Raw genomic sequence first — 18,546 nt, forward strand, 5'->3', positions numbered from 1 at the left:
GGCCCTATCCGAGGACGACTCATGATTCCATCGAACGTTTTCACGCGCGTTCTGCAGGTGAAGGTCGGCGATCAAACAGGCACCCTCTTCGTCGGTGACGTTGATGGGCGGGAGTACCTCATCACTGCGAGGCATGTGCTTACCGACTGGGATCCCGAGCGCCCTATAGAACTGTGGCACGAAGGACACTGGAAACCGCTAGGGGTTGTCGTCGTCGGAATGACCGATGAGGCTGAAGATGTGGTCGTTCTCGCAACTAACGTTCGGCTGGCGCCCGGCCTCGACCTTCCGCTCAACGCCAACGACCTGATCTGGGGCCAAGACGTCTACTTCCTCGGCTTTCCACACGGTTGGCGCGCCGAGGCTGCTCCGGAAGTAAATCGAGGCTTCCCACTCCCATTCGTGAAGAAGGCCATTCTCTCCGCCGTTCACCCGCAAGGCGGGGTCGAAACGTACTTCTTAGACGGTCACAACAACCCAGGCTTCTCCGGCGGCCCGCTTGTGTTCAAGCCGCCAGGCACCGATCGCTTCAAGGTTGCTGGCATCGTTACCGCTTTTCGCTACGTAGATGAGCCGATCTACGACGGAGACCAGGAGCTTCCGTTCGTCCTCAGGCAAAACACCGGCATCATGGTCGCGACCGGCGTCTCGTCTGCGCTGCGCCTGATCAACGCTAATCCGATTGGTTTCGCCCTCCCGGCCTGACACGCCCCGATCCGGCGCGCCCTAGCCGTTACGTCTTTCCAGTTGCCTCCTGAAGCGCGGCGACATCCTGCTCGAGCTTCTGCACGGCGCTGCCCGCGAGGGCGTCGATGGCGATGGCGTGGGCCTCGACGGCAGCGACCTTTGCAGTCAGGTGCTTCACTGCTTCGGCGAGATGCCGGCGGCTCGGGCCGGCGAAGGGGTTCCAGCGATCGGTGCTCATGGGGTCACCTCCGTGCGATCAGCGGCGATCACGGCTTGGGCTGCCCGGAGCTGGTCGTCGGCGTCTCGGCCGGCTTGAACAACAGCTCCCGCAACCTCTGCTCGTAGTTGGGCGCCCGCATCACGCTCGACGGCGCCGGCGACGGCTTCGGACAGGCGGGCGGTGTTGCAGGTGGCGAGGTCGTCGCGCAGCTGGAGGTCACCAGCGCGCACAGCAGCCACCACAGCAGCTGGGACAGCTTCGGCCGCCCGGCGGTCTTCTTCATGGTTCGCTCCGATGTCGGCCAGCGTGGCCGCCTGGGTGTGCTCGACGGCGCGGGCCTGGTTGACGGATGCCGTCTGCGCCTGCGCGTTGGTTGCGGTGTGCTTGGCGTCCGCCTTCTCGGCCCGGTCGCCCCGCCAGGCCCAGCCGGCGCCGAAGGCAGCGGCCGACCACACGATGAGGGCGATCACCGCGATCATGGTTCGGTTCATGGCTCAGCTCCCGCCAGCCTGGCGCCGGCTGGTGATGTTGAAGAAGTAGCCGACCACGCCGCCCAGCGCGGTGTTCAGGCCGCCCAGCAGTAGGGAGAAGGCGTCCCGGTTGCTGTCGGGGATCGCCACCGTGATCAGCGCGGCCATGGCCATGCCGTACATGAAGAGGATCAGCACGGCGATGCCGATGCGGCCAGCTCCGGCGTTGCGGGTGGCCCAGCTCATGCCGCACCTGCCAGAGCGTGGATCTCCTCCAGCGCCCAGTGGTAGAGCGGCTGGTCGACCACAGTGACGCGGGTGATGCGCTTGCCGCGCACCTCGCGCACGTTGACCTCCGTGGATTCCTGCACTGCCAGCAGCACGAAGGCGATTCGGCGCTTCAGCGGATCCGGCTCCTGCAGCACGGCCAGCGCGTCGCTGACCATCTCCCGGATTGCCGTCAGCACCTCGGCCGTCGGTAGCTTGGTCTTCCCGTCCAAGACGGTCAGCACGCCCTGCAAATGGTTCACCGCCGACAGCTTCGGCTTGCGCTTGGAGGTCGTCATGGCAGTCCGAAGAGCCTCTTCGCTTGCTGCAGCCGTCGCCGGCGGTCGTCGAGGCCGGTCAGGCCCCCATTGATCTTGCGAGTGACGCCTTCGAGGTCGTCGGCGCGCGCGAGCGCGCGGATGGACGGCCGGTAGATGCACCAGTACCAGGCGGCTGAGTCCACCGCGTCCGGCAGCAGGGTCAGCATCCGAGGGTTGTTCAGCACGCGGTCGTCGCCGTATTTCCAGCGGCTGTAGGCGCGCTGGTTGGTCACGCCTGTGACCTGGATCAGGCCCATGCCCTTGTGCCGCTGGCCGTCACCGTCGGCCTCGGGCGTGTTGCCCAGTGCCTTTGCCTTCGAGCCGGTGTCGTACGCCTTGCCGCTGGCGTATTCCTCAGCGGTGCGGAATCCATCGGACTCGTGCGCGACCTGGGCCAGGAAGTGGGCCTTCTCCAAGGTCGACTCGATGCCGAAGCGGACGCAGGCGTCCTCCAGCGGCTTGGCATAGATGCCCGCCCCCATGGCGGCGGCCACAGTTTCGGTGCTCACTTTGCAACCTCCGAGGTAGAGTCGGCTGTCCGAGCAGCAACCTCCTGCTCGGTTGGACGCATGCGCGCCGCTGGATGGTCAGACGTGCAGCAAGAAACCCGACTTTCACCGGGGCTGTATTGATTCCGGCGCGTCCAATCTCGAGTGGGACGACTGTCCGGCTAGGTACCTAGAGCGCTCTCGAGGACGTCCAGCGCTTTGACGTAGTAGCCTCGCGCCGCTAGCAGCAAGACCAACGGATTGCCAAGGTCGATTGGCTTTCCGAGATGCGATGTGGGCGGATTTCTGGATCCGCCTCGGTTGTGGACTGCGACAAGCTTCAGCGATGGTGCAATCGCAACAAATTGGGCGTTCGTCATCCCGCCTATCCGGACAACACCACCCTGCATGGAGAGGTTCTCGATGCGCGTAGGCTTGCTTCGATCAATGGGATTGATCGCGAATCCGCCGGGCTCTGTCTGCATGACCGGCTCGACTCCGTGCTCAAGAGAGTCTCTGGCCATCTTGACGTACGCCAGAAGCGGATCACTCGCTCGGTGTCTCTGATACGTGCCCGAGAGGCCACCCCATCTGGCGCTGTTGCGATACGCCCCCTCGATTCGGTTCCAAAGCCGCTCGATGATGATTAGGCATTCCTCCCAACATCGCCTCGCTTCATCGAGAGTCTGCGCCGACTGGAACCTATCCAATTGCTTATCTAAGTCTTCGAGGGTTTCTCGCGCACGCGATGTCTTCGACACTGGCTCACCCACTCCGTTGGAATGATCCATCGTAGTGCGTCGGACATGGCCTTTGCCACATCGCATAAGGGCGCCCGCCCCGCGGCCCGGCAGGATCCCGATGGTTGTTCCGGCGAGGGGGCGAGCATAAAAAAAGGGCCCTGCTCAGCAGGGCCCGTTGTATCAGGGGTCTGGCGTAACCGATCAGACGAGCGATGGGACGCATGCCTTGTAGGCGTACATGGTCGCATTGAGGAGCGGCTTCGGATCGCCAGTGCGCTCGACGTAGTCGGCCGCTTCCTGGGTCATCTGATTAACCGTCTCTTCGCCGACGCAGTTGCAGTACTGGTGAATCTTGGCAGGGTGAATGCCCGCATTCGCGGGCTCCGTAAGCTGCCGTTTCAGGCAGGCGTTCGTCGTCGCCGGCGAGAGATCAGCCCTCGTGGCGGGTGAAACAGGCGTAGCCGATGCGATACCAGCAACCACGAAGAACGTCAGTCCAATTGCGATCTTCATAACTTCCCCTGTTTGAGCGGGCCGCAGCCCGGTGCCAGGGAACGGGATGGTCTCACCGCTCCCTCGCCGCGACTTTACTACAGGGATAGGGAGCCGCATCGGTGCGGCCAGCCGGTCCCGTCCGACGGGACGCACTGCGATGCTCCCCAAATGGGACCGACCGCCGTCGCGAATGAAGGGTGCCGGTCATGGCGGCGCCCGTGCGCGATCCCGGCGCGCACACGTTCACTGACGAGGCGGCGGCGGTCGGTTTGCATGCCCCCGAAACGCAAAACGCCCGGCCGAGGCCGAGCGCTTGGGGGACTGATCCGAATTTGCCGGGAATTTACGGCGTCGTGTCCGACACGTCAAGCCCCAAGCCGACAGCGGACCCATCCCCTGCCCTCGGCGACCAACTCGCGGAACTTGCCCCTTCCGATTCCCATCGTCTCCGCCTTCTCCAGCGGATGGCCGAACGTGCAGTAATGCAGCCGCAGGGCCAGGCCGTTCGCCGCGTGGCGCGCCTGCAGGTCCAGCACAGCCCGCTCCACCCTCTCGGCGTCCGTGGGCACGTAAGTGCGCGCGCCGGCCGCGCCGCGAGTTTCCGCACACCGCACCGGATCCACGGCCCAGCTCGGTACAGGGGCCACGTTGCCCTTGCGATCGCTGAGCCCTGCTGCCTGGCCGTGCAGTCGGCGGCGCGGGTCGCCGCCGCGGTCCCTGTTCGCCACCCGCCGGATGATGTTGGCCACCGGGTCGACGTCCTCTGCCACCGCGGTGGCGCTGGCGCCAGGTGACCGGTACAGGCCGGCGCCGCTGGCCTGTTCCTCCTCGAGCATCGCGGCTTCCTCGCTCGCTCGCTGGCCGCGCTCTCCGAACCAGTAGGCCCAGAGCCGCAGGCGGGCCTCGAAGATCTCGTCGGGTTGGAGTTGCAGCGCCGTGCTCATGGGTACCTCTGGAGGGTGGTGTCGTCGAAAGCGAATCGGGGGCTTTGGCCATCGTCAGCGCACATGCCGCGCTGGCGCTCTGGCTGGCCACGGCAGTGCACGGCCTCGGCCGTTGTGACGCGGTGCTGGCAAAGGCAGCAGCTGCCGTGCTGCCGACAGTCCGCCTCCATGTACGCGCGGCGGCGCTTCTCGGCGAGGCGGTCAGCTGGCGTCATGCGGCCATGGCTCCGACCAAGTGACGCTGCTGGTGCCACAGGGCGAGCAGGTAGGCCTCGGCCCGGCCGTGGTCGCGCTTGCGCTTCAGCTGGTCGGCGACGCTCGGGAATCGGGTGATGGCCAGCAAGCGGGATGCGTCCTTGTCCTGACCGATCAGGCCGAAGTGCCGCTTCCAACTGGCCGGCTCGGCGAGGCTGAAGTCGATGCCCATGACCGCGAGCACCGTCTTGGCCGTGGCGTAGCTCTCGCCAAAGTTCATCGACGACTGCGCGCCGGGACGACGACCTTCCTTCGGCGGCATCGCCCGCACCCGCTCCACGCAGCCGCTGAAGGTGGCGCCCGGATGCTCCTGCCGGACCTGCTTCACGAACGCGGCGATGGCGCGCGGGTCGACCTCGGTCTTGGCGCCCACCGTCATGGTCGGCATGTCCAGCACCGGGCCGGCCTGGCCATCTATGACCACGCCCACCGCGCCCGTCAGGCCCGGGTCGATCCCGAAGGTGACGTGCAGGCTCATCGCGCATTCCGGCGCGCACAGCGCGGCTGCGAGCTGTTGCGGGCGATCGCGGCGCGGTTGGCGGCGCGCTGCTTGCCGCGCGCGGCGGCGATGCGGCGCTCCAGCTCCACGATAGTGCTGGCGCCGTCGCGCACCACGCCCACGTACGCGCGGTAGGTCGGATAGGCCGTCTCGAAGTCGACCCGGCGAGGGAACTCGCGGCCTTCGAAGATGATCATGCCGCGGCCCTCCGCTCCCGATCTTCATCGTCCCAGCCCTCGCGCCAGCGCTCCCGCTGCAGCAGGCTGTTGTGGTCCATGCCATAGCGCGGGCTGCTGTCGCGGGACTTGCCGGCCTGGCGCGCGCGGCGGCCGGATTCGTATGCCTGGTCAAACTGCTGCTGGCTCATGCGACTTTCCTCATATGCTGGTCGATCAAGGTGTTCTGGAGGTCCAGCAGGTAGTCGTCGGTGCCGACCTCCTGCCGGAAGCGGCGCGGCTGGCGCGCGTAGGACGGTCCGAATAGGCGTTCGCAGGTTTCCGCCGAAATACCGCCGAAGGGCTCGCCGCGGTGCGACCAGGAGTTCAGGCCAACGGTGAAGTCGTGGCCGCGGCGCGGGGCACCGTGCTTGCCGCCGACGGTCAGGTGGTGGATCTCGCAGGGCACAAAGCCCAGCCCCAGGGATCGGGCGACGATGCAGCCGGCCTCGCGGATGGCATCGAAGCGAGCCCGTTGGGCGCCAGTGGGATTGCCCGTGGATCGGCCGGCCTTCATGCTCTGCTCCCGACAAGCAAGGAGGCACCATGGAGTACTGCTTCTATCTGGACTGGACGGGCTGGAAGCCGGAGGTCTGGGCAGCCTGGACCCAGGCGATCCTCTCCGCAGCTGCGATCTACGCCGCCAGTCGTCTCGCAACGCGACAGGAGCGATTGACCATGCGCCGACGGGCCGACGCATGTGTCGGACTGATCACGCATGCCCAGGATGTTCTTCTGGACGTGGTCGCTCGTCCCACCCTTGGCTCGTCGATTGCGCGAATTGAGTCCCTGTCCCAGCAGCTGAGGGAGGTCCCATTGGAAAGCGTTCCTGACTTCCGCCTCACGATCGCTGTTCGCCAGGCAAGTTCTGCCATGTCCGCCTTGCATGCCGACTTGTCGGCGCGAAAGACCAGCATCAGTTACGGCATTTCGAGAAACGAAATGGCAGCACGGGAAGATGTCAAGAGAGCCGCGACTGAGCTCGACGCAGCCTATGCATTGGCGATTGAAGCTGCAAACGAACTGCAGTCCCCGACCATTCGCCAACGGCTCGCGCACTGGAGGTTCAAGCGCAAGAATGAAAAAGCGCAGGCCGGCACCCATTAGGCGGCCCTCCTTCTCTGTTCCCCGCCGGCACGATCGCCCTGCGCCATGCGCCAGAACTCTGCGCGCACATCATCCAGCAACACGTGGGTGTAGTTGGCTCCGATGTAGGCGTTGATGCCCTCGAACAGCCGGCCGAACTCGTCCTCGTCCATGCTGTCGAAGGCCAGCGATCGCGCGACCGTGACCGGAATGGTCTTGATCTCCGGCAGCACCGCGCGCAGCAGTTTCGCCGCGCCGGCGCCGAAGGTCTGATCCACGGTCGCCAGTACCGCCGAGATCACCGGCGAGGCGTCCATCTCGATCACCTCGCAGCAGACGCCGGCTTCGCGCTGCAGGCGCTTCACCGCCTCGTGGCTGTCGAGGCCTTCCCAGCCCTCGACGTTGTCCACCATCAGCTGGCCGACCGCGTGGGCGAGCCGGTGGAAGGCGCGGTTGCGCGGCGCCTTAACCTCCAAACGCAGTTCCTGGCCGCGCCGGTAGCCACGCTGCTTCATCAGCTCCCGGTCGACGGGGTTCTCTGCCAGCAGCGCCAGCCGCTCCTCGCCGGTGCTGAGCACTGCAACGCGCTCGACCACCGCATATATCGGGCGCGCGGCACGCTTGGCACGGATCTTCTTGGCGGCAGGGGTGAGCGTCATGCGGCCTGCTCCTGTCGCGGCGCGGCGCCGGTGCGCAGCGCGGCGGCCAGTCCCTTGCGGCGCGGCGCCGGCTTGGTGTCCGTCGTGCTCTCGATCGGCGCCGGCTGCCAGTACTCCGGCAGGTCCTGGAACTTGAACCGCTCCGGCATGTAGAGCACGCGGCAGTCGCCCGGCGGCCCGTTGCGCTGGATGGCCACGATCAGTTCCGCAGTGCCGGCGTAGCGGCTGTCGCGGTTATAGACCTCGTCGCGGTAGATGAAGATCACCGCGTCGGCGTCCTGCTCGATCGAGCCAGAATCGCGCAAGTCCGACACGATCGGGCGCTTGTCCGTGCGCTTCTCGAGCTCGCGGTTGAGTTGGCTCAGCAGCAAGACCGGGACGCCCAGTTCGCCAGCCATGAGCTTCAGCGCGCGGGTGATGTCGCCGATGCCCTGCGCGCGGTTGTCGCCCACGACCGTCATCAGCTGCAGGTAATCGATCACCACCAGGCCGAGGGGCTTGCGCGCGTGCTGACGCCGCACCTGCGCGATGACGTGCTCGACCCGCGCATTGCGCGGCCGGCTGACGAAGATCTCGGCGCCACGCAGGCGCTTCATGGCGCTGGTCACCGCCGCCCAGTCGACCTCGTCGAGATCGCCCGATCGAATGCGGCCGCCGTCGATGTTGCCGATGCTGGACAGCATGCGGTCGCCGAGCTCCTCGGGCTGCATTTCGAAGCTGAAGAACGCGACGGCCTTCTTGCTGACCAGCGCGCAATGCTCGGCGATGTTCTGGGCCAGCGTGGTCTTGCCCATCTTCGGGCGCGCGGCCATCACGTACAGACCGCCGGGGCGCAGCCCGCCCAGGATGCGGTCGAGGTCTTCGATGCTGGTGGCCTGGCCGTGCATGACGGTGCCGGCACGCGAGCGCTCCTCCAGCCGCTCGAACACGCGCTGCATCACCGGCGCGACCGGCTCCAGGTCGCACGGCTCATTGTCCAGCAGCCCGCCGATGCGGCTCTGCGCCATGCCGACCAGCTCAATGCTCGAGCGGCCGTCGGGCTGGAAGCCATCGTTGACCATCTCCGTGCCGGCCTCGATCAGGCGGCGCAGGCGCGCCTTGTCGGCCACGATCTCGGCGTAGCCGCGGATGTTCGCCGCCGACGGCGTCGTGCTCGACAGCTCGATGAGGTAGGCGCCGTCGCCGACCTGCTCCAAGAGGCCCCGCGACTGGAACCAATCGCCCAGCGTGACGGTATCGAACTCCCGCTCCATGCCCGCAAGCTCGGAGATAGCGCGCCAGATCAGGCGGTGATCGCGGCGGTAGAAGTCGCCCTCGGCCAGCAGATCCGCCACCTGCCACCACGTCTGGGCGCGGAGCATCAGACCGCCGAGGACTGCTTGCTCAGCATCCACGCTGTGCGGCGGCACGCGCGCGGCGCCGACGTCAGCGCCAGGCCCATACAGCTCGGCCATGCGGTCAATTTCGCCGCGCGCGCTCATGCCGCCGCCTCCGACATCGCACGGTCGAACAGCTTGGCGATCACGGTCTCACGCAGCAGGAATTCGAAATCGGGCTTCCAGTTCTCGTGGCCGGGGCCGCCGGTACGCCGGCCGGAGTGGAACTCGTCCTCCGCCGCGGTTTCGAACAGCGCCTGCCAGAACGCGGCGGTGACCCGCTCGTTGCCGTAGAGCTGCGCGCAGATCGCCCGGCAGGTCGGCAGCGCCTTCTCGACCGCCTTGAGCCGCGGCTTGTTCAGCACCGCGCACGCCGCCAGTTCGCCGTGGGGCTTGGCCAGGATTCGGTTGTAGGCCTCCTGCGCCTGCTCGGCGATCTGCTGGATTCGCTGTGCCTTCCGGGCTTTGAGGTCAGCGGGTGGCGAGGCGTCTCCCGTCAGCGCCAGCTGCGGGGACGAATCCGACCGAAGGGAGGATTGATTCTCCTGCTCCTGTTCCTGTTCCTGCTCCTGTTCCTGTTCCTGTTCCTGTTCCTGATTAGGCATAGCCTTCGTGGAAGGCTTCCCGGAAGGCTTTCCGAAAGCCTCATTGAAAGCCTTCGCGAAACCCTCTCCAAGCCCGCAAACAAAGGCTCTCAGGGCTTCCATCGCCTCCGACTTGAGCGCGCATTCGGGTATCAGATCGAACTCGGCGCCCCAGCTGCGCACGACGTTGGGTGACTCGGGCCGGTTGTGTTGGATGGCCTTCGGGATCCACATGACCCGGGCCTTGAAGTCGGCTTTGACCATGCCTTGCCGGAAGGCTTCCCCGAAGGCTTTGTCGAAGGCTTCCAGATCCCAGTCCAGTTCCTCGGCCATGGCCGCGCGACCGGCACGGAACAGCCCTGGGATAGGCCCGGTGTGCGGGCCCGTGATCAGGTAGAGCCAGAGGCCCTGCCCGCTCGGGGGCATAGGCGACAGCGCGCGGAACTTCTCGTCGCCCCATGTGCGCACTTCGACCTTGCGGTAGCGGCTGCGGGCCGCGCGGGTTTCGGTTTCGCTGCTCACGGTTGCAAGCCCCCCGCCTGCTCCATGCGCTCGACCTGCGCCTGGCTGCGCGCCAGGCTCTTCTCGCGCATCTGCTCCCACAGGCGGCGCCGCTCCGACTCGTTCTCCAGCAGGTGCTCGACCCGCATCTCGTTGGCGATGCGGCGGATCGAGCCTTCGCGGGCGATGTCCGCTGCGGTGAGGTCGGCGGTCATGCAGCCACCCCGTGCACACCGGTGGCCGCGCGCAGGCGCTGCAGCAGGGTCACGACCGTTCCCATCTGGGCGGCACCCGCGGCGTAGATCGAGCGCATCTCGTTCTCGCTGATCAGGCCATCGCTCAGGGCGTCTTGGATCGCCTGGGCGAACGCGCCGTGCGAGGAGACGTGGTCCAGCATCGCGCCCATGACCGTGCTGCTGTTCGACGCGCCCATGGGCTGCAGGGTGTAGCCGTGCTCGGCGGCCAGCGCGTGCAGGATCCGGTCGTCGCTGGTCACCCCCATGATCTCGCTGGCCTCGGCCAAGGTCAGGTGGTGCGTGTCGTTGTTCGGGTTGACCTTGTTCCGCAGCACGGCGGCGGACATGCCAATGCGCGGGGCCAGCGATTCGCTACCGCCGGGGTAGCTCTTCACGGTCTTGTGCGCGGCGTCGAGGATGTTCATGGGCGGGATACCTGAACGTGGTTCGGGATGAAGCGGTCCGGCAGGCTGTGCGCCATGGACGAACTGCAGCGAAGGATCAAAGCGGCAAGGAAGCGAGCCCCGAACGTCGTGACGATCGTGCGGGTCGGCGGGAACGTGTTCGGGTTGCGGTGGGCGGACGGCCAGATGCACGTCCGGCTGCTGCGGAAAGGCTGAGGCGGTGGCCAGGGAAGGCGCCGCCCTCCTTGCGGTAGGCTGGATGTGCCAACAACACAGCCCGCAAGGAGGGCGACATGGACATGACGTCAATCGGCACGGCCTTCACCGCGATCGATCTGATCCGCAAAGGCCTTTCCGCAGCTATCGACGTCCGAGACTTCAACAAGGCGGCTGCGGAGCTTGCGAAGCTCAACGACGCGCTGCTGAGCGCCCAGAGCGCCCTCCTCGCTCAGAACAGCGCTCTTTTCAATCTCCAACGCGAGAAGTTCGAGACCGCAGAGGAACTGCGAAAACTCAAAGAAGCCCTCGCGCAGAAGGATCACTACCCGCTGGTCGACCTCGGAGGCGGCGTCTTTGCATATCGAGTTGATGCCCCCCCACATGAGAGCGGGACCGGCAACCCAAGCGCGACGCAAGTCGCCCACTACCTGTGCCAACCCTGCTGGGATGGAGGTAAGCGTTCCGTCCTGCAGCGCTATGGTCGCGGGGTCAAATGCCCGCTCTGCGACACCTTCTTCAATCCGCAACAAGGGCTCAGCGGTAGCGGTTATTCCCTTGGTGTCATCTGACGGCTCAGGCAGCATCGGCGACCCCCTGCCCTGCGGCGGGCGGACCCTCGAACGCATCCGGCCGCGCCAGGCGCAGGAACTGCAGCCGGGCGTTCGGGATCTCGTTGTTTCGGCGCCACTCGCTGACCGAGGGCGGCTTCACTTTGCAAAGGCGGGCCACCGCGAAGGTTCCCCCGAGAGCGTCGATGATCTGATTGGCGTCCATGGGCCGGCATTGTTAGGCATTCCTACGCTGCTTGCAATAGGCATACCTATGCCAGTCGTGGTTAGGCTTGCCTAATGGAACCTTGGGCCCAACGAATTCACGACTTGCTGATGGGGCTGGACCTCACCCCGGCCGACTTGGCGCGCGCCATAGGGCTACAGCAAGGATCCATCTCTGGCTGGTTCGGCAAAGGCAAGCCCACGAAGATGATCTCGGGCGATAACCTGGTCGCAACGGCGCGCTTTCTGCGAACCTCAGCCGAGTACATCATGACCGGCGACGGCGCGACTGCTATCGCGTCTCAGCCTGTGGGACTCGACCTCGGCAAGCTTTCCACAGTGCTCGCTGTCGTCGAAGGCGCGGTGAAAGACAGTCGTAAGGCGGTTCCCGTCGAGTTCAAGGCTCGGATGATCCAGCGCGTCTACGAAAGCCAGCACGCATTGACCGCCGATTCCGCCAGTGCGGTGCAGGCTGCTCTCGCTGGCCTTCTGGAGACCCTTGGAACTGATTGATGGATGCGATCACCCTACTTCGTGAAGAATTGACCGCCATGCTCGCTGACTCTCCCCTGCCGCCTTCGGCGCCTGGAGAGCTGATGCATCCTCCCGTTGACATGTCACCTGCCGCGAGGAAGATGCGCGCGATAGTCAGAATTGCTGACATGTACGGCTGGCACTCGGCGATTACGCACTTCTTGGATATGAAGGGCACTTCTTACCTGACCGACCTGACGCTGCCGCAGCTCGATGATCTCCTTGGGCGAATGCACGGCTACGTCGATGCCGCAGAGACGGGTTCTAGCTTGCCAGACTGCCTGCCAGCCTGCTGACAGGAACTGCAATTCCAAAGCACGGGGGAATGTTGATGGCATTGATCAGTTGCGCGGAGTGCGGCAGGCAGATCAGCGACAAGGCGGCATCGTGCCCGGGGTGCGGAGCTCCGGTTGTTGTCCCACCGGCGCCACCCCAAGCAGCGCCAAAAGCGGCGCCGGAAAAAGCTGGGGGACATCAAGGCAACAAGACTTGGATTGTGGTCCTCGTGGTTGTGGGCTTAGTTCTCGCGGTGTGGTTGCGAATTGTCACCCTTCCACCATCGGCGCCTAAGTCCCCTGCTGTATTGAAACAGGAGGCTGCCGAAGTTCAGCGACAGCAGGATGCGCGGACCATCGAGTTCTGCGAGGAGCGATACAAGGAGATGAATGCCGATCGGCAGTACACCCCTGACATGCTTCGGTTCCACTCGATGACGTGCCAAAAGATGCGTGAGGACTACCGCGCCAACTGGGGCCGAGACCCCTAGCCGCCCCCACACGTAACAGCCCCGCCAAGCCCCGCCTCAGCGGGGCTTTTTCGTACCTGATCGAGAAAAGTTAGGAATGCCTATTGACAGTGAACGTAGGTATGCCTAACTTACGCTCCGTCGCCACGATGAACCCCGGAATCCCGACCGGGGAGGTGGCGCGGAGATGCCCATGGCGCTTGCCAACCCGCGGTGGATCGACTCGGACGGTGCCGGCCAGCCGGCGCTGAGCGACTACGCCGAAGACCTGCTGACCTTCGCCTACGCCAGCCTGGCGGCCATGCCGAACCTGCTGGCCGAGGTCGAGCTGCCCGAAGAAGACCTGCGCCTCGCCACGCTGGCGCTGTCCGCCTCAGACCTGCTGCCCAGCGGCTGCGCGCGCTTCGCCGAGATCTGGCGCGCGGCCCGCGACGCGAAGATCGCCCGCCTGGTCGAGGAGCTTCGCGACGAGGCTGGCCTGAGCGAGCTGGAGGCCGTGCAGCGGCTGCAGGTGGTGTACGCATGACCCGCTTCGAGGAGCAGCTGCAGAAGCAGCAGCGGCGCGATGTCGCCTTTTACGTCGCCTCGGCCGTGGTCTTCACCTGCGTGGGCGTCGTCATCGGCCTCCTGATTTCGGCGGTGCTCTCGTGAGCGCCGCGGTCATCACCCTGCCCGGCAATGCCCGGGAACTCAACGCCGTGCGCGAGGCGACCTGCGACATGGCGCGGCGGTTCGGCCGCGACGAGCAGGCGCGCCAGCGGGCCTTCTTCCACGCGCTGCAGCTGATGCGTGACGGCGCCAGCAGCGCGTGGGCGATCCGGGCTGCGCGGCAGGATCTGCGCCCGCGCACCTTCAGCGGCTTCGTGCCAGGCGGTGCGGCATGAGCGAATGGCAGCCCATCGAGACCGCGCCGGAAGGCGAATTGGTCGACACGAAAATCGATGATGCCGACGGCGTACGCAATCAGGGCCCGCTCCGTCGCCGCCGCGCTCTGTGGTTCATCACCGACGACTTGGGCGACGACGTCATGTACGTCTACTACCGCCCGACGCACTGGAGGCCGCTGCCGTGAGCCTGCGCCCCCTGCTACGCGCCTTCGTTGGCATCTTCTTTGCCGCGTTCCTAGCTGACCTGCTGCGTCGCTGCTGGATCGTCGAGGCGTGGTCGATCGGTTCCATCGCGCTGCCGCTGTTCCTGCTGGCCGTACGCGCAACGTGGCGCGGTAGCCACGACTTCGTGCGCCAGCGCCGCATTCCTGCCCTGCCCCTCGCGCTGCCGCGCGACGACACGCACTGAGCCCCGCCGGCGCCGCCGGCACAAACCGACGAGGTCTACCCATGTTCCAACTGGAGAAGCACGAGGCGTCCATCGCCAACGTCAACCAGCGCATCCAGCGCCACGGTGACGAGCGCCGGCTGGCCGCCGACGTGAAGTTCACCCTCAGCGCCAGCAACGAAGTGCTGGACGCTTTCGACCCCACGCTGCGCCAGGACCTGTTCCGCAAGCCGGGCTCCGGCGAGCAGCAGGAGCTGCCGACCATCGGCGCCGACCGGCTGACCGAGGTGAAGCACCCGGCGCTGGAGCCCCTGAAGCTCAGCCACGAATTCAAGGGCTATGAGCTGCAGATCGCCGGGCTGCTGGAAGCCGCTGATCCCATCGTGCTGGTGGATGTGTCGCTGAAGCGCTTCGTGCTGGAGCCGAAGGAAGGCGGCAGCGTCGAGCTTACGTTCAACGCCTCCGCCCAGGTGACATCCGAAGACCTGGCTGACCTGTCCGACGCGCTGGTGCGCGAGGACGTGCTGCTGACCCTGATCGCGCCGAAGCGTGGTACGGCGCAGGCGGACCTGACGGACGACGACGACAACGAGGCGGCGGCGGCCGAAGCCAGCCAGCTGGAGGGCGCCGCCGCCGGCGACCTGGAGGACGCGGCATGAGCGCGCGCATCCAGATGCAAGACGTGGAGTCCTCGCAGATCCACTCCATCGGCCACGACCCGGAAACCAACACCCTCGCCGTGCGCTTCTGGCGCGGCTACGGCGAGAACAAGAAGCCGGCGGCGCTGTACGAGTACGACAACTTCACCGCCGACGACTTCGAGCTGTTCAAGAACGCCGAATCGCTGGGCCGGCACTTCAAGGAACACATCCGGCACGACGTGGATAAGTACCCGTACCGGCTGATTGACCTGGCACCGGCCGCGCAGGCGGCGTGATCCCCCCGGTCGGCGCGCCTCCCCACGCGCTGGCCAACCTGCACCGCCCCTGCGGTGCCGCACACGGAGGAGCCGCCACGCGGTGCGCCTCGCCGGAGACGTAACCGGCCATCCATTCCCACCGCGCCGGCGCCGCCGGCTGGAGATTTCGCCCCAATGAACGCCCAAGTCCAGGAAGGCCAGCTTGTCCCAGAGGAAGGCATGGCCGCCATGATCAGCCGCTCGGAGATCGAGCAGCAGATCAGCACCGCCCGTCGCTTCCCGCGCTCGCTGAAGCGCTTCCGTGACGAGGCGTTGCAGATGGTCACGCTCAGCCAGAGCATCGCCGAGCAGTGCGTCTACGCGCTGCCCCGCGATGGCAAGACCATCGAAGGCCCGTCGGCCCGCTTCGCCGAGGTGATCGCCTCAGCCTGGGGCAACAACCGCGCCGGCGCGCGCGTCATCGACGACAAGGGCGAGTTCATCATCGCGCAGGGCGTCTTCCACGACCTCGAGCGCAACGTCGCGATCACCTACGAGGTGCAGCGCCGCATCGTCGACAAGCAAGGCCGCCGCTTCAAGGCCGACATGATCGGCGTGACCGCGAATGCGGCCTGCTCGATCGCGCTGCGCAACGCGGTGCTGAAGGGCGTGCCGAAGGCCTTCTGGGAGGACATGTACGTCGAAGCCCGCAAGGTGATCATGGGTGACGTCAAGACGCTGGCCAACCGCCGCGCCGACGCCCTCGCGGTCTTCCAGCGCTTCGGCGTCTCGGCGGAGCAGGTCTGCGCCAAGCTGGAGGTCGCCGGCGTCGAGGACATCGGCTTGGAGCACCTGGTCCTGCTGCGCGGCATCGTCACCGCCATCAAGGAAGGCGACACCACGCCGGAGGACGCCTTTGCCACGGGCACTGCGGCCGCGCCGAGCGATGCCCGCGGCCAGCGCCAGGCGTACACCGCCCAGGCTTTCGAGGCCGCCCTGCCGAACTGGAAGAAGGCGATCGAGGCCGGCAAGAAATCGCCCGACGACATCATCGGCATGGCCGAGTCGAAGGCCACGCTGAGCGACGAGCAGAAGGCCACCATCCGCGCCCTCGCAGCCCCGGCCGCCGATGCCGGTGCCGCTCCGGCGACTGGCCAGCAAAACCCGGACTTCCCCCTGCCCGATGACGCCAGCGACGCGGAGGGCCAGGCATGAAGATCGTCCAGCTCATGCAGGGCACGCCGGAATGGCATGCCCACCGCGCCCAGCACCTCAATGCCAGCGACGCGCCGGCGATGATGGGTTGCAGCCCCTACAAGAACCGCGCGCAGCTGGTGCGCGAAATGGCCACCGGCGTCGGTGAAGAGGTCGACGCCGAGCGCCAACGCATCTTCGATGCCGGCCACCGCTACGAGGCGCTGGCCCGGCCGCTCGCTGAGCAGATTGTCGGCGAGGACCTGTTCCCGGTCACCGGTACCGAGGGGAAGTACTCGGCCAGCTTCGATGGCCTGACCCTGCTGGAAGACGTGGCGTTCGAGCACAAGTCGCTCAACGACGCCCTGCGCGTGGCGATGGTTGACGGCTGCACGGGTGCCGATCTGCCGCTGGTCTACCGCGTGCAGATGGAGCACCAGGCTCTCGTGTCCGGCGCCGGGCGCGTGCTGTTTATGGCCTCCAAGTGGGCGGCCGACGACACGCTCATCGAGGAGCGTCACTGCTGGTATACGCCCGACGCCGAGCTGCGCGCCCGGCTGATCGCCGGCTGGGAGCAGTTCGAGGCCGACGTCGCCGCCTACGAGCATGTCGAAAAAATCCAACCGGCCCCGGCCGGCCGCGCGCCAGACTCGCTGCCGGCGCTGTCCGTCGTGGCGCGCGGCATGGTGGAGTTCTCCAACCTGGCCGAGTTCCGCGAGAAGGCGCTGGCGGTGATCGCCGCAGTGAAGACCGACCTGCGTACGGACGACGACTTCGCCACCGCCGAGCTAACCGTGAAGGCCTTCAAGGCCGGCGAGGAGAAGCTGGAGGCGACGAAGGACCAGATCCTGGGCCAGATGTCCGACGTGGACGCGGTCATGCGCACGATCGACGAGATCAGCGCCGAGATGAAGCGCGCCCGCCTGCAGCTGGACAAGCTGGTCACCGCCGAAAAGGAGAAGCGCCGCGGCGAGATCGTCGAGGCCGGCAAGCAGGCGGTGATCGGTCACTACCAGCAGATCAACGCCAGCCTGGGCGCGCACGCGCTGCAGGTGCCGCTGCGCGAGATCACCGCCGACCTCGGCACGGCCATCAAGGGCAAGCGCTCGCTGTCCAGCATGCAGGACGCCGTGGACAGCCTGGCAGCCCAGCACAAGGTCGTCGCCAGCCAAGCCGCCGAGCGAGTGCGCGCCTGCGTGCGTGTTCTGGACATGGAGGTCGGCACCTACGGCACCCTGTTCCCGGACGCTGTGCAGCTGTGCGCCCAGAAGCAGCCGGAGGACCTGCGCAACCTGATCACCGCGCGGATCGCTGAGCACCAGCAGCGCGAGCGCGAACGCGAGGAAGCCCAGCGCGAGCGCATCCGGAAGGAGGAAGCCGATCGCCTGGAGCGGGAGCAGCGCCAGCGCGATGAGGAACGCGCAGCGGCCGATGTTCCAGCGAGTTCCACCAGCGTTCCGGCGCCGCCGGCCGCCCCCGCGCAGGCCAGCCCCGAAACTGCAGCTCACGCAGCGCCGGCTGCCGCGGCGCCCGCGCGCCGGGTGAAGCTCGGCGACATCAACGCCGCCATCGCGCCGCTGTCGATCAACGCCGAGGGCCTGGCCCAGCTCGGGTTCCTGCCGGTCGGCAGCGAGCGCTCGGCGAAGCTCTACGACGCCGCCAGCGTGCCCGCCATGTGCCAGGCGATGGAGAAGGTCCTGCGCGCCGTCGCCGCCGGCGACAACTACCCGATGGCCGCGTGATGGAGCACCGCACCTGCTCCAGCTGCTGCCGTCGCCTGCCGGTGGGCCAGTTCCCGCCGGCGGAGCGCCGCCGCTCCACGTGCCGGCTCTGCGAAGCGGATGAGCAGCGCGTGCGCGCGCGCTTGGCGCCGGTGCGCATCGACCCCCAGCAGATCCGCCTCAACAACCACTTCAACCTGTGGTTCGGGCCCGTGTGCCGCGAGCCCCTGAGGAGCGCCGCATGAGCCTTTACGCCGAACTCGACGATGCGATCTTCCAAGCGATCGCGAACCAGAAGGGCTCGTTCACCGAGATCTTTGAGGCCGTGGAAGTTGCGGCGAAGCGAACGGATGCCGCGTCACGCGCCGCCGGTGGCTCCCGCTCGAAGCCGCTGAGCCGATACGTGGACGCCCGACTGCAGGCGCTGCGCAAGGCGGGCCGCGTGCAGTACTCACAGGGCCACTGGCGAGTGCGTCTATGAGCCGCCACGCCACCCGCCGCCGGCCGAAGGAGACGATGGGCTTCGCCTGGGGCCGCTTCCCGACCGAGGACGGCAGCGCCATCACCTGGCGCTTGTACCGCCGCGATCACCGCCGCGCGATGCACATGCGCGTGCTCACGGTATTCGCCTGCGAGGACGTTCGCACCATCGCCCAGCGCCTGCGCCGGGCCTGCCACCAGCTGCGCGACAAGGTCGACGAGATCGACCTGGCCGCGATGGGATTGGCTGCGTGAACT

37 protein-coding genes and 1 pseudogene are annotated in these 18,546 nt (G+C 66.7%); 20 read left to right on the plus strand and 18 right to left on the minus strand.

From position 1 onward, the window contains the following. The first annotated feature begins 21 nt into the window (after positions 1-21). Positions 22-705: a trypsin-like peptidase domain-containing protein gene (locus ARC20_RS01760; RefSeq protein ID WP_057643399.1), complete on the plus strand. Its 684-nt coding sequence runs from the start codon at positions 22-24 to the stop codon at positions 703-705. Positions 706-733: 28 nt separating this feature from the next. Here the strand turns inward: ARC20_RS01760 and ARC20_RS01765 are convergent, their stop codons facing one another. The 8 genes from ARC20_RS01765 to ARC20_RS01790 form a co-directional block, all read right to left on the minus strand. Next, entirely contained in the window at positions 734-925 is a 192-nt protein-coding gene (locus ARC20_RS01765) for a hypothetical protein (RefSeq protein ID WP_057643402.1), read from the minus strand. Continuing rightward, a complete protein-coding gene (locus ARC20_RS01770; RefSeq protein ID WP_057643404.1) occupies positions 922-1,398 on the minus strand; it encodes a hypothetical protein in 477 nt (158 codons plus the stop codon). The genes ARC20_RS01765 and ARC20_RS01770 overlap by 4 nt, the downstream gene beginning before the upstream one ends. Positions 1,399-1,401: 3 nt before the next feature. Next, on the minus strand, positions 1,402-1,623 hold the full coding sequence (locus tag ARC20_RS01775; protein ID WP_057643407.1) for a hypothetical protein: 222 nt from the start codon (positions 1,621-1,623) through the stop codon (positions 1,402-1,404). Continuing rightward, positions 1,620-1,943 carry a hypothetical protein gene (locus tag ARC20_RS01780; protein ID WP_057643408.1) on the minus strand — a complete coding sequence of 108 codons (324 nt, stop codon included), beginning with the start codon at positions 1,941-1,943 and terminating at the stop codon, positions 1,620-1,622. Before ARC20_RS01780 ends, ARC20_RS01775 begins: the two co-directional genes overlap by 4 nt. Further along, positions 1,940-2,473, minus strand: a complete 534-nt coding sequence (locus ARC20_RS01785) for a glycoside hydrolase family 19 protein (protein WP_202595420.1) — start codon at positions 2,471-2,473, stop codon at positions 1,940-1,942. Before ARC20_RS01785 ends, ARC20_RS01780 begins: the two co-directional genes overlap by 4 nt. A gap of 161 nt (positions 2,474-2,634) precedes the next feature. Continuing rightward, complete coding sequence (locus ARC20_RS18715; protein WP_237642483.1) at positions 2,635-3,243, minus strand: hypothetical protein; 609 nt, start codon at positions 3,241-3,243, stop codon at positions 2,635-2,637. A 153-nt stretch (positions 3,244-3,396) separates the two neighbouring features. After that, complete coding sequence (locus tag ARC20_RS18130; RefSeq protein ID WP_146165804.1) at positions 3,397-3,708, minus strand: hypothetical protein; 312 nt, start codon at positions 3,706-3,708, stop codon at positions 3,397-3,399. A gap of 347 nt (positions 3,709-4,055) precedes the next feature. Beyond that, positions 4,056-4,634 carry a hypothetical protein gene (locus ARC20_RS01790; protein ID WP_057643412.1) on the minus strand — a complete coding sequence of 193 codons (579 nt, stop codon included), beginning with the start codon at positions 4,632-4,634 and terminating at the stop codon, positions 4,056-4,058. A 44-nt stretch (positions 4,635-4,678) separates the two neighbouring features. Here ARC20_RS01790 and ARC20_RS18135 point away from each other — a divergent pair, with 44 nt between their 5' ends. Further along, complete coding sequence (locus tag ARC20_RS18135) at positions 4,679-4,873, plus strand: hypothetical protein (RefSeq protein ID WP_146165805.1); 195 nt, start codon at positions 4,679-4,681, stop codon at positions 4,871-4,873. Here the strand turns inward: ARC20_RS18135 and ARC20_RS01800 are convergent. Genes ARC20_RS01800 through ARC20_RS01810 form a run of 4 tightly spaced genes read right to left on the minus strand, consistent with a single transcriptional unit; the run spans position 4,846 to position 6,120 of the window. Further along, positions 4,846-5,367 (minus strand): RuvC family protein, encoded by a 522-nt coding sequence (locus tag ARC20_RS01800; protein ID WP_057643417.1) that lies wholly within the window; start codon positions 5,365-5,367, stop codon positions 4,846-4,848. The genes ARC20_RS18135 and ARC20_RS01800 overlap by 28 nt on opposite strands. Continuing rightward, on the minus strand, positions 5,364-5,585 hold the full coding sequence (locus ARC20_RS01805) for a hypothetical protein (RefSeq protein WP_057643420.1): 222 nt from the start codon (positions 5,583-5,585) through the stop codon (positions 5,364-5,366). Before ARC20_RS01805 ends, ARC20_RS01800 begins: the two co-directional genes overlap by 4 nt. Then, on the minus strand, positions 5,582-5,755 hold the full coding sequence (locus ARC20_RS18460) for a hypothetical protein (RefSeq protein ID WP_161809453.1): 174 nt from the start codon (positions 5,753-5,755) through the stop codon (positions 5,582-5,584). The genes ARC20_RS01805 and ARC20_RS18460 overlap by 4 nt, the downstream gene beginning before the upstream one ends. After that, positions 5,752-6,120 carry a Ref family recombination enhancement nuclease gene (locus tag ARC20_RS01810; protein WP_057643425.1) on the minus strand — a complete coding sequence of 123 codons (369 nt, stop codon included), beginning with the start codon at positions 6,118-6,120 and terminating at the stop codon, positions 5,752-5,754. Before ARC20_RS01810 ends, ARC20_RS18460 begins: the two co-directional genes overlap by 4 nt. Before the next feature lie 29 nt (positions 6,121-6,149). On the opposite strand from ARC20_RS01810, the gene ARC20_RS01815 reads away from it, so the two are divergent. Then, on the plus strand, positions 6,150-6,710 hold the full coding sequence (locus ARC20_RS01815) for a hypothetical protein (protein WP_057643428.1): 561 nt from the start codon (positions 6,150-6,152) through the stop codon (positions 6,708-6,710). Here the strand turns inward: ARC20_RS01815 and ARC20_RS01820 are convergent. From ARC20_RS01820 to ARC20_RS17835, 5 genes and pseudogenes are all read right to left on the minus strand, one after another. Further along, entirely contained in the window at positions 6,707-7,348 is a 642-nt protein-coding gene (locus tag ARC20_RS01820) for a hypothetical protein (protein WP_057643432.1), read from the minus strand. The two genes, ARC20_RS01815 and ARC20_RS01820, sit on opposite strands and share 4 nt — an antisense overlap. Positions 7,349-7,467: 119 nt before the next feature. Further along, positions 7,468-8,829, minus strand: a pseudogene (gene dnaB, locus ARC20_RS01825) (replicative DNA helicase); the annotation flags it as partial. Then, a complete protein-coding gene (locus ARC20_RS18600; RefSeq protein WP_057643434.1) occupies positions 8,826-9,830 on the minus strand; it encodes a hypothetical protein in 1,005 nt (334 codons plus the stop codon). The gene ARC20_RS18600 and the pseudogene dnaB, both read right to left, overlap by 4 nt. Next, positions 9,827-10,024, minus strand: coding sequence for a hypothetical protein (locus tag ARC20_RS01835; protein ID WP_057643437.1), 198 nt, complete (start codon positions 10,022-10,024; stop codon positions 9,827-9,829). Before ARC20_RS01835 ends, ARC20_RS18600 begins: the two co-directional genes overlap by 4 nt. Then, entirely contained in the window at positions 10,021-10,470 is a 450-nt protein-coding gene (locus ARC20_RS17835; protein ID WP_081417987.1) for a phage regulatory CII family protein, read from the minus strand. The genes ARC20_RS01835 and ARC20_RS17835 overlap by 4 nt, the downstream gene beginning before the upstream one ends. A gap of 54 nt (positions 10,471-10,524) precedes the next feature. On the opposite strand from ARC20_RS17835, the gene ARC20_RS18465 reads away from it, so the two are divergent. Both ARC20_RS18465 and ARC20_RS18145 read left to right on the plus strand, forming a co-directional pair. Continuing rightward, positions 10,525-10,665, plus strand: coding sequence for a hypothetical protein (locus ARC20_RS18465; RefSeq protein ID WP_161809454.1), 141 nt, complete (start codon positions 10,525-10,527; stop codon positions 10,663-10,665). Between the two features lie 77 nt (positions 10,666-10,742). Then, entirely contained in the window at positions 10,743-11,237 is a 495-nt protein-coding gene (locus ARC20_RS18145; RefSeq protein ID WP_146165806.1) for a hypothetical protein, read from the plus strand. 4 nt (positions 11,238-11,241) lie between these two features. Here the strand turns inward: ARC20_RS18145 and ARC20_RS01850 are convergent, their stop codons facing one another. Beyond that, a complete protein-coding gene (locus tag ARC20_RS01850; RefSeq protein ID WP_057643443.1) occupies positions 11,242-11,442 on the minus strand; it encodes a helix-turn-helix domain-containing protein in 201 nt (66 codons plus the stop codon). A gap of 104 nt (positions 11,443-11,546) precedes the next feature. Here ARC20_RS01850 and ARC20_RS01855 point away from each other — a divergent pair, with 104 nt between their 5' ends. The 15 genes from ARC20_RS01855 (at position 11,547) to ARC20_RS01920 (ending at position 18,543) form a co-directional block, all read left to right on the plus strand. Then, positions 11,547-11,954: a transcriptional regulator gene (locus tag ARC20_RS01855; protein WP_057643448.1), complete on the plus strand. Its 408-nt coding sequence runs from the start codon at positions 11,547-11,549 to the stop codon at positions 11,952-11,954. Continuing rightward, entirely contained in the window at positions 11,954-12,271 is a 318-nt protein-coding gene (locus ARC20_RS01860; RefSeq protein ID WP_057643451.1) for a hypothetical protein, read from the plus strand. The genes ARC20_RS01855 and ARC20_RS01860 overlap by 1 nt, the downstream gene beginning before the upstream one ends. 35 nt (positions 12,272-12,306) lie before the next feature. After that, entirely contained in the window at positions 12,307-12,741 is a 435-nt protein-coding gene (locus ARC20_RS18925) for a zinc-ribbon domain-containing protein (RefSeq protein ID WP_108143344.1), read from the plus strand. A 172-nt stretch (positions 12,742-12,913) separates the two neighbouring features. Next, positions 12,914-13,246: a hypothetical protein gene (locus ARC20_RS01870; protein ID WP_057643456.1), complete on the plus strand. Its 333-nt coding sequence runs from the start codon at positions 12,914-12,916 to the stop codon at positions 13,244-13,246. Continuing rightward, positions 13,243-13,371 (plus strand): hypothetical protein, encoded by a 129-nt coding sequence (locus ARC20_RS18830; protein WP_272914577.1) that lies wholly within the window; start codon positions 13,243-13,245, stop codon positions 13,369-13,371. The genes ARC20_RS01870 and ARC20_RS18830 overlap by 4 nt, the downstream gene beginning before the upstream one ends. Further along, positions 13,368-13,604 (plus strand): hypothetical protein, encoded by a 237-nt coding sequence (locus ARC20_RS01875; RefSeq protein ID WP_057643459.1) that lies wholly within the window; start codon positions 13,368-13,370, stop codon positions 13,602-13,604. The genes ARC20_RS18830 and ARC20_RS01875 overlap by 4 nt, the downstream gene beginning before the upstream one ends. Continuing rightward, positions 13,601-13,792 carry a hypothetical protein gene (locus ARC20_RS01880; RefSeq protein WP_057643462.1) on the plus strand — a complete coding sequence of 64 codons (192 nt, stop codon included), beginning with the start codon at positions 13,601-13,603 and terminating at the stop codon, positions 13,790-13,792. The genes ARC20_RS01875 and ARC20_RS01880 overlap by 4 nt, the downstream gene beginning before the upstream one ends. Next, the gene (locus ARC20_RS01885) at positions 13,789-14,016 is read left to right on the plus strand and encodes a hypothetical protein (RefSeq protein ID WP_057643465.1); all 228 of its coding nucleotides are present in this window, start codon (positions 13,789-13,791) and stop codon (positions 14,014-14,016) included. The genes ARC20_RS01880 and ARC20_RS01885 overlap by 4 nt, the downstream gene beginning before the upstream one ends. A gap of 41 nt (positions 14,017-14,057) precedes the next feature. Then, positions 14,058-14,654: a hypothetical protein gene (locus ARC20_RS01890; RefSeq protein ID WP_057643467.1), complete on the plus strand. Its 597-nt coding sequence runs from the start codon at positions 14,058-14,060 to the stop codon at positions 14,652-14,654. Beyond that, complete coding sequence (locus tag ARC20_RS01895; protein ID WP_057643469.1) at positions 14,651-14,932, plus strand: KTSC domain-containing protein; 282 nt, start codon at positions 14,651-14,653, stop codon at positions 14,930-14,932. The genes ARC20_RS01890 and ARC20_RS01895 overlap by 4 nt, the downstream gene beginning before the upstream one ends. A 156-nt stretch (positions 14,933-15,088) precedes the next feature. After that, the gene (locus ARC20_RS01900) at positions 15,089-16,108 is read left to right on the plus strand and encodes a hypothetical protein (RefSeq protein WP_146165808.1); all 1,020 of its coding nucleotides are present in this window, start codon (positions 15,089-15,091) and stop codon (positions 16,106-16,108) included. Next, on the plus strand, positions 16,105-17,829 hold the full coding sequence (locus tag ARC20_RS01905) for a YqaJ viral recombinase family protein (RefSeq protein ID WP_057643472.1): 1,725 nt from the start codon (positions 16,105-16,107) through the stop codon (positions 17,827-17,829). Before ARC20_RS01900 ends, ARC20_RS01905 begins: the two co-directional genes overlap by 4 nt. Beyond that, positions 17,829-18,053, plus strand: a complete 225-nt coding sequence (locus ARC20_RS01910) for a hypothetical protein (protein ID WP_057643475.1) — start codon at positions 17,829-17,831, stop codon at positions 18,051-18,053. Before ARC20_RS01905 ends, ARC20_RS01910 begins: the two co-directional genes overlap by 1 nt. Continuing rightward, positions 18,050-18,289, plus strand: coding sequence for a hypothetical protein (locus tag ARC20_RS01915; RefSeq protein ID WP_057643478.1), 240 nt, complete (start codon positions 18,050-18,052; stop codon positions 18,287-18,289). The genes ARC20_RS01910 and ARC20_RS01915 overlap by 4 nt, the downstream gene beginning before the upstream one ends. Next, positions 18,286-18,543, plus strand: coding sequence for a hypothetical protein (locus ARC20_RS01920; protein WP_057643481.1), 258 nt, complete (start codon positions 18,286-18,288; stop codon positions 18,541-18,543). The genes ARC20_RS01915 and ARC20_RS01920 overlap by 4 nt, the downstream gene beginning before the upstream one ends. Positions 18,544-18,546: the final 3 nt, after the last annotated feature.

Source organism: Stenotrophomonas panacihumi, from assembly GCF_001431645.1.
In the GTDB taxonomy this organism is placed as follows: Bacteria; Pseudomonadota; Gammaproteobacteria; order Xanthomonadales; family Xanthomonadaceae; genus Stenotrophomonas_A; species Stenotrophomonas_A panacihumi.

Bases quoted from the DNA above. Each gene is read 5' to 3' on its own strand.
- ARC20_RS01905 (WP_057643472.1), top strand. From the start codon at position 16,105: ATGAAGATCGTCCAGCTCATGCAGGGCACGCCGGAATGGCATGCCCAC.
- ARC20_RS01895 (WP_057643469.1), top strand. From the start codon at position 14,651: ATGAGCGCGCGCATCCAGATGCAAGACGTGGAGTCCTCGCAGATCCAC.
- ARC20_RS01890 (WP_057643467.1), top strand. From the start codon at position 14,058: ATGTTCCAACTGGAGAAGCACGAGGCGTCCATCGCCAACGTCAACCAG.
- ARC20_RS01790 (WP_057643412.1), bottom strand. From the start codon at position 4,634: ATGAGCACGGCGCTGCAACTCCAACCCGACGAGATCTTCGAGGCCCGC.
- ARC20_RS01850 (WP_057643443.1), bottom strand. From the start codon at position 11,442: ATGGACGCCAATCAGATCATCGACGCTCTCGGGGGAACCTTCGCGGTG.
- ARC20_RS01900 (WP_146165808.1), top strand. From the start codon at position 15,089: ATGAACGCCCAAGTCCAGGAAGGCCAGCTTGTCCCAGAGGAAGGCATG.
- ARC20_RS01920 (WP_057643481.1), top strand. From the start codon at position 18,286: ATGAGCCGCCACGCCACCCGCCGCCGGCCGAAGGAGACGATGGGCTTC.
- ARC20_RS18925 (WP_108143344.1), top strand. From the start codon at position 12,307: ATGGCATTGATCAGTTGCGCGGAGTGCGGCAGGCAGATCAGCGACAAG.
- ARC20_RS18465 (WP_161809454.1), top strand. From the start codon at position 10,525: ATGGACGAACTGCAGCGAAGGATCAAAGCGGCAAGGAAGCGAGCCCCG.
- ARC20_RS01910 (WP_057643475.1), top strand. From the start codon at position 17,829: ATGGAGCACCGCACCTGCTCCAGCTGCTGCCGTCGCCTGCCGGTGGGC.
- ARC20_RS01820 (WP_057643432.1), bottom strand. From the start codon at position 7,348: ATGACGCTCACCCCTGCCGCCAAGAAGATCCGTGCCAAGCGTGCCGCG.
- ARC20_RS01915 (WP_057643478.1), top strand. From the start codon at position 18,050: ATGAGCCTTTACGCCGAACTCGACGATGCGATCTTCCAAGCGATCGCG.
- ARC20_RS18145 (WP_146165806.1), top strand. From the start codon at position 10,743: ATGGACATGACGTCAATCGGCACGGCCTTCACCGCGATCGATCTGATC.
- ARC20_RS01780 (WP_057643408.1), bottom strand. From the start codon at position 1,943: ATGACGACCTCCAAGCGCAAGCCGAAGCTGTCGGCGGTGAACCATTTG.
- ARC20_RS18715 (WP_237642483.1), bottom strand. From the start codon at position 3,243: ATGGATCATTCCAACGGAGTGGGTGAGCCAGTGTCGAAGACATCGCGT.
- ARC20_RS01805 (WP_057643420.1), bottom strand. From the start codon at position 5,585: ATGATCATCTTCGAAGGCCGCGAGTTCCCTCGCCGGGTCGACTTCGAG.
- ARC20_RS01815 (WP_057643428.1), top strand. From the start codon at position 6,150: ATGGAGTACTGCTTCTATCTGGACTGGACGGGCTGGAAGCCGGAGGTC.
- ARC20_RS01880 (WP_057643462.1), top strand. From the start codon at position 13,601: ATGAGCGAATGGCAGCCCATCGAGACCGCGCCGGAAGGCGAATTGGTC.
- ARC20_RS18130 (WP_146165804.1), bottom strand. From the start codon at position 3,708: ATGAAGATCGCAATTGGACTGACGTTCTTCGTGGTTGCTGGTATCGCA.
- ARC20_RS18830 (WP_272914577.1), top strand. From the start codon at position 13,243: ATGACCCGCTTCGAGGAGCAGCTGCAGAAGCAGCAGCGGCGCGATGTC.
- ARC20_RS01765 (WP_057643402.1), bottom strand. From the start codon at position 925: ATGAGCACCGATCGCTGGAACCCCTTCGCCGGCCCGAGCCGCCGGCAT.
- ARC20_RS18460 (WP_161809453.1), bottom strand. From the start codon at position 5,755: ATGAGCCAGCAGCAGTTTGACCAGGCATACGAATCCGGCCGCCGCGCG.
- ARC20_RS01770 (WP_057643404.1), bottom strand. From the start codon at position 1,398: ATGAACCGAACCATGATCGCGGTGATCGCCCTCATCGTGTGGTCGGCC.
- ARC20_RS01860 (WP_057643451.1), top strand. From the start codon at position 11,954: ATGGATGCGATCACCCTACTTCGTGAAGAATTGACCGCCATGCTCGCT.
- ARC20_RS01870 (WP_057643456.1), top strand. From the start codon at position 12,914: ATGGCGCTTGCCAACCCGCGGTGGATCGACTCGGACGGTGCCGGCCAG.
- ARC20_RS01800 (WP_057643417.1), bottom strand. From the start codon at position 5,367: ATGAGCCTGCACGTCACCTTCGGGATCGACCCGGGCCTGACGGGCGCG.
- ARC20_RS01835 (WP_057643437.1), bottom strand. From the start codon at position 10,024: ATGACCGCCGACCTCACCGCAGCGGACATCGCCCGCGAAGGCTCGATC.
- ARC20_RS17835 (WP_081417987.1), bottom strand. From the start codon at position 10,470: ATGAACATCCTCGACGCCGCGCACAAGACCGTGAAGAGCTACCCCGGC.
- ARC20_RS01775 (WP_057643407.1), bottom strand. From the start codon at position 1,623: ATGAGCTGGGCCACCCGCAACGCCGGAGCTGGCCGCATCGGCATCGCC.
- ARC20_RS01760 (WP_057643399.1), top strand. From the start codon at position 22: ATGATTCCATCGAACGTTTTCACGCGCGTTCTGCAGGTGAAGGTCGGC.
- ARC20_RS01810 (WP_057643425.1), bottom strand. From the start codon at position 6,120: ATGAAGGCCGGCCGATCCACGGGCAATCCCACTGGCGCCCAACGGGCT.